Source organism: Pseudomonas sp. UBA6753, assembly GCF_002453565.1.
Lineage (GTDB): Bacteria > Pseudomonadota > Gammaproteobacteria > Pseudomonadales > Pseudomonadaceae > Aquipseudomonas > Aquipseudomonas putida_Z.
In genome coordinates, this window is record NZ_DKHD01000035.1 from 247,259 (window position 1) to 253,276 (window position 6,018).

General features: G+C 68.2%; 4 protein-coding genes. All 4 read left to right on the forward strand.

Annotated features, from left to right (window positions below; genetic code table 11):
- Window positions 1-237: 237 nt before the first annotated feature.
- From lexA to B2790_RS15555, 4 genes are read left to right on the forward strand one after another with little or no spacing between them, the layout of a single operon-like run.
- Entirely contained in the window at window positions 238-855 is a 618-nt protein-coding gene (gene lexA, locus B2790_RS15540; protein ID WP_025339260.1) for a transcriptional repressor LexA, read from the forward strand.
- A complete protein-coding gene (imuA, locus tag B2790_RS15545) occupies window positions 855-1,475 on the forward strand; it encodes a translesion DNA synthesis-associated protein ImuA (RefSeq protein WP_025339259.1) in 621 nt (206 codons plus the stop codon). The genes lexA and imuA overlap by 1 nt, the downstream gene beginning before the upstream one ends.
- Before the next feature lie 6 nt (window positions 1,476-1,481).
- The gene (locus B2790_RS15550; RefSeq protein ID WP_286919162.1) at window positions 1,482-2,900 is read left to right on the forward strand and encodes a Y-family DNA polymerase; all 1,419 of its coding nucleotides are present in this window, start codon (window positions 1,482-1,484) and stop codon (window positions 2,898-2,900) included.
- Entirely contained in the window at window positions 2,897-5,977 is a 3,081-nt protein-coding gene (locus tag B2790_RS15555) for an error-prone DNA polymerase (RefSeq protein ID WP_286919163.1), read from the forward strand. The genes B2790_RS15550 and B2790_RS15555 overlap by 4 nt, the downstream gene beginning before the upstream one ends.
- Window positions 5,978-6,018: the final 41 nt, after the last annotated feature.

A 6,018-nucleotide genomic window follows, 5' to 3' on the forward strand; every position in this document is an offset into this window, starting at 1 on the left:
GACTGGCTGTTACCGACCCACAGCGGGCATCTGTAACCGGGGCCGCTTCGCGCCCCATCGCCGGCAAGCGCGGCTCCCACAGTGTCCCTGCTGATTCAATTCGCCATGTGCAGTCAGGTTTGCCGGACCAGCCATATAGCCTTCAGCATCATTGCGGTAGTTTCGCGGTCGCAATTGATCGCAGCCGCCAAGCCGTCGACGAAGGGGGCTGTTCAGCGTGCTCGGAAAAGAGTACAAATGTGCTCCATGGACAATCTTACCCCAAAACGCCGCGCCATCTTCGAGTTCATCCGTGAGCGCATCGCCGACCACGGCCAGCCGCCGAGCCTGGCCGATATCGCCACGCGCTTCGGTTTTGCCTCGCGCAGTGTCGCGCGCAAGCACATCACCGCCCTGTGCCAGGCCGGCTACATCGACGTCACGCCGAACCAGGCGCGGGGCATACGCCTGGCCGAACGGCTGCGCCGCCCGGAAATCCTCGAAGTGCCGGTGCTGGGCCAAGTGGCGGCAGGTGCCCCCATCGGCCCGGACCTCGACATTCACGAGCAGTTGCTGCTCGACCCCAGCCTGTTCCGCCGTACCCCCGACTACCTGCTGAAGGTGCGTGGCGACTCGATGATCGACGACGGCATTTTCGACGGCGACCTGGTCGGCATCCTCCAGCAGGCCGACGCTCGCGATGGCCAGATCGTGGTCGCGCGCCTGGACGGCGAGGTGACCATCAAGCGCCTGCAGCGCCAGGGTGGCAATTACCGGCTGTTGCCACGCAACCCGGCCTATGCGCCTATCGATGTGCGGCCTGAACAGGAGTTCTTCATCGAAGGCGTGTTCTGCGGCTTGCTGAGGCGTGACTGATGGGCGCGGTGGTCGACCTCGACAGGTTGCTCGATCAGCGCCGGGTATGGCGCGGTCGGCAGGCCCAGGCGCGGCCGCTCGGCCTGCAGCCCACGGGCCATGCCGCCCTTGACCAATGCCTGCCGGAAGGTGGCTGGCCGGCGGCTGCGCTCAGCGAACTGTTGCTGGCCAGCCCCGGCTGTGGCGAACTGCAGCTGCTGTGGCCAACCCTGGCCCGCTTGAGCGCTGAAGCCAGCCGAATCGTGCTGGTGGCACCGCCATTCATTCCTTACGCCCCGGCCTGGCAGGCCGCGGGGGTGGACCTGCGCTGGCTGGTACAAGTGGACGCCGCACCTGCCGATGCCTTGTGGGCCGCCGAGCAGTGCCTGCGCTCCGGCAGTTGCGCGGCGGTGCTGTGCTGGCCGGAACGTGCCGATGACCGCGCCCTGCGGCGCTTGCAGGTGGCTGCCGAAACCGGGCAGGCGCTGGCCTTCGCCTGCCGGCCGCAACAGGCGGCGCACAACCCTTCACCCGCGGCGCTGCGTATTGCCGTCGACACCCGCCCGGCACAATGGCGCGTGCTGAAAAGCCGTGGCGGCATGCCCCCGGCGCTGCCCATCGCCTGCCCGGGGCGGGGCTGATGCAACATGCTCTGGGCCTGCATCCTGCTCCCGCAGCTGGCGCTGGACACGGTCCTGCGCGAGCGTGACGACCCTGATACCCCCCTGGTGCTGCTTGGCGGGCCGACCCAGCGACGCGTGCTGCAGGCGGTCAACCCGGCGGCGGCCGCGCTCGGCCTGCGGGCCGGGCAAACCCTGACGGCGGCGCGTGCGCTGGCCGATGGCTTCAGCTGCGTCGAAGCCGACCCCAGGCGCATCGACCAGGTGCAGCAGTTGCTGGCAGCCTGGGCCTACCGCTTCAGTGCCCAGGTCAGCCTGCACTACCCACGGGCGCTGTTGCTGGAGGTGGGCTCCAGCCTGCAACTGTTCGGCCCCTGGCCGCTGTTCGAGGCACGCCTGCGCCAGGAACTGGCGGAACTGGGCTTGCGCCAACGCATCGTCCTGGCCAGCAACCCGGTGGCGGCGCGCATGCTCGCCAACGCTCACGATGGCCTGGCCGTGAGTGACGCCGATGCCACCCGTGCGGCGCTGCTGGGCATGCCCATCGAGCGTATCGGCCTGCCTGCGCAGGCTGCCGAGGCCTTTGCCCGCATGGGCCTGCGCCAGTTGAGCCAGGTGCTGGCCTTGCCCCGCGACAGCCTGGCCAGGCGCTTTCCGGCCCAGGTGCAGCTGCACCTTGACCAGTTGCTCGGCCTGCGCAACCTGGGGCTGGGCTTCTACCAGCCGCCGGACCGCTTCGAAGCCCGGCTGGAGCTGAACTTCGACGTCGAATCGCACCAGGCCCTGCTGTTCCCGCTGCGGCGCATGCTCAACGACCTTGCCGCGTTCCTCGCCGGGCGTGACTGTGGCGTGCAGCGTTTCTGCCTGCACCTGGAGCACGCCGAAGAGCCGGATACTTTGCTGAAGGTAGGCCTGCTGGCCGCCGAACGCGATGCGGCAATGTTGTTCGAGCTGGCGCGCGGGCGCCTGGAACCGCTACGCATTCCCGCACCGGTGCGCAACCTGCGGCTGGTTGCCGAGGACCTGCCACCCTTCGTGCCGCAACACCAGGCATTGTTCGACCCGCGTGCGCAACAGGCGCAACCTTGGGAACAATTGCGCGAACGGCTGCGCGCCCGCTTGGGGGATGAGGCGGTCAAGGGCCTGAGCGTGGCAGCCGATCATCGCCCCGAGTGTGCCTGGCAAGCGGTAGAGCAGGGTGCCCAGGGCAACATGCCGGTCGTTCCTGGCAGCCGCCCTGGCTGGCTGCTGTCGGCCCCCATGGCGCTGGACGAAGGCGGCTATCGCCTGCAAGGCCATGCCGAGCGCATCGAGTCGGGCTGGTGGGATGGCGGCGATGTGCGCCGCGACTATTACCGCATCGAAACCCGCGACGGCCTGCGCGGCTGGGCCTATCGCGACCTGGGCAAGGCCGGCCCGTTGTGGCTGCAGGGCTGGTTCGCATGAACACCCCGGGTTATGCCGAGCTGCACTGCCTGTCCAACTTCAGCTTCCAGCGCGGCGCGTCGAGCGCCGACGAGCTGTTCCGGCGCGCGCGTGAACAGGGCTACCAGGCGCTGGCGATCACCGACGAATGCACCCTGGCCGGTATCGTCCGTGCCTGGCAGGCGGCCAAGGAACACCAGCTGCGGCTGATCGTGGGCAGTGAAGTGCAGTTGCAGGACGGCCCCAGGCTGGTGCTGCTGGTGCAGGACCTGGCCGGCTACCAGAACCTGTGCGCGCTGATCACCCGGGCCCGGCGGCGGGCGCAGAAGGGCGAGTACCAACTGTTTCGCGATGACCTGCAGCAGCACCATCAGGGCCTGCTGGCATTGTGGGTAGCCGATGACAGCGGCGATGCCATCCCCGGGCAGTGGCTGCACGGCGTGTTCGGCGAGCGCCTGTGGCTGGCCGTGCACCTGCACCGCGGCAGTGACGATACCTTGCGCCTTGAACGCTTGCGTAGCCTGGCGGCCAGGGTCGGCATCCGCGCCGTGGCCTGTGGCGACGTGCACATGCACGTGCGCGGTCGCCGCGCCCTGCAAGATTGCATGACCGCCATTCGCCAGCATTGCCTGGTGGCCGAGGCCGGGCGCTTCCTGTTTGCCAATGGCGAGCGGCACCTGCGCAGCCAGGCGCAACTGGGCGAACTCTATCCCGCCGACCTGCTGGCCGAGACCCTGGCCATCGCTGCGCGCTGCCAGTTCGAACTGAGCGAATTGAAATACCAGTACCCACGCGAACTGGTGCCCCAGGGGCATAGCCCGGCGAGCTGGTTGCGCGAATTGTGCCAGCAGGGTTTGCCGTCGCGCTGGCCAGACGGGCCGAGCAGCAAGGTGAGGGATGTGCTGGCCAAGGAGCTGGCGCTGATCGAGGAGCTGGGCTACGAAAGCTACTTCCTGACTGTGCACGACATCGTCGCCTTCGCCCGCAGCCAGCGCATTCTGTGCCAGGGGCGGGGCTCGGCTGCCAACTCGGTGGTGTGCTTCGTGCTGGGCATCACCGAGCTCGACCCCATGCAACACCACCTGTTGTTCGAGCGCTTCCTGTCGCGCGAGCGCAACGAGCCGCCGGACATCGACGTGGACTTCGAGCACGACCGGCGCGAGGAGGTGATCCAGTATGTGTTCCGCCGCTATGGCCGGCACCGGGCGGCGCTCACTGCGGTGGTCAACACCTACCATGCCGCCGGTGCGGTGCGGGATGTGGCGCGGGTGCTGGGGCTGCCCGCCGACCAGGTGGACGCCCTGGCCAAATGCTGTGGCCGCTGGAGCGATCGCATACCCGACGACCAGCGCCTGGCCGAGGCTGGTTTCGAGGCGGGCAGCCCTTCGCTGCGCCGGGTGCTGGTACTGGCCGGCGAACTGATCGGTTTCCCCCGGCACCTGTCACAGCACCCGGGCGGCTTCGTTATCTCGCAGCAACCTCTGGACGAACTGGTGCCGGTGGAGAATGCCGCGATGCCGGAGCGCACGGTGATCCAGTGGGACAAGGACGACCTGGACATGGTCGGCCTGCTCAAGGTCGACGTGCTGGCGCTGGGCATGCTCAGCGCCTTGCGCCGTTGCTTCGACCTGCTGCAACGCCACCGTGGCCGGCACCTGACCCTGGCGACCATCCCCGCCGAAGACCCGGCCACCTACGCGATGATCAGCCGTGCCGAGACCATGGGCGTGTTCCAGATCGAGTCCCGCGCGCAAATGGCCATGTTGCCGCGGCTTCGGCCGAAAAAGTTCTACGACCTGGTCATCGAGGTGGCCATCGTCCGCCCCGGGCCGATCCAGGGCGACATGGTCCACCCTTACCTGCGCCGGCGGCTGAAGCAGGAGCCGGTGACGTACCCCTCGCCGCAACTGAAGGAAGTGTTCGAGCGTACCTTGGGCGTGCCGCTGTTCCAGGAGCAGGTGATGGAACTGGCGATGGTCGCGGCCGACTACACCCCGGGCGAGGCCGACCAGTTGCGCCGCAGCATGGCCGCCTGGAAGCGCCACGGCGGCCTGGAGCCGCACCGCGAGCGGCTGGTGCAGGGCATGTTGCGCAATGGTTATGACTTGGCGTTTGCCGAGCGCATCTTCGAGCAGATCAAGGGCTTTGGCAGCTATGGCTTTCCGGAGTCGCACGCGGCCAGCTTTGCCTTGCTGTGCTATGCCAGCAGCTGGCTCAAGTGCCATGAACCGGCGATTTTCACCTGCGCGCTGGTCAACAGCTGGCCCATGGGCTTCTACAGCCCCGACCAGTTGCTGCAAGAGGCCCGGCGCCAGGGTATCGAGGTCAGGCCGGTGGATGTGTGCCACAGTGACTGGGACTGCACGCTCGAGCCTGAGCCTGGAGAGGTGCTGGCCATTCGCATGGGCTTGCGCCTGGTGCGCGGCCTTGCCGAGGCCGATGCCAGGCGCCTGGAGCAGGCGAGGGCGCAGCGGCCATGGCGCGATGTCGAAGACCTGTGCCTGCGTGCCGGGCTCGATTCGCGTGCCCGCGCCCACCTGGCCGATGCCGGCGCGCTGCGCGCCTTGGCCAGCGACCGGCACCAGGCGCGCTGGCAGGTGGCGGCGGTGCAGCCGCAGTTGCCTTTGTTCGCCGATATCGAAGCCTTGCCGGAAAGCACCGTCGAACTGCCCGTCCCCAGTGTGGCAGAGGACCTGATGGCCGATTACCAGGCCCTGGGTACCACGCTTGGGCCGCATCCCCTGACCTTGTTGCGCTCACGCCTGCGGGCGCTGGGCTGTCGCAGTTCGCGCGAGCTGCAAGATGTCGGGCATGGTGACAACATTGCCGTGGCCGGGTTGGTGGTGGGCCGCCAGCGGCCCCAGACCGCCAGTGGCGTGACCTTCGTCACCCTGGAGGACGAGCACGGCATGGTCAATGTGGTGGTGTGGCGGGCGCTTGCCGAACGGCAGCGGCGGGCGCTGGTGGGGTCGCAGTTGCTCAAGGTCAGCGGGCGGCTGGAGCAGGAGAATGGCGTGCGCCACCTGATAGCACGGCGACTGGAGGATGTGAGCCCGCTGTTGCAAGGGCTGGACGTACGCAGCCGGGACTTTCACTGAATCCCGCCCCTTGCGCGGACCCTTGTGGGAGCGGGCAAGCC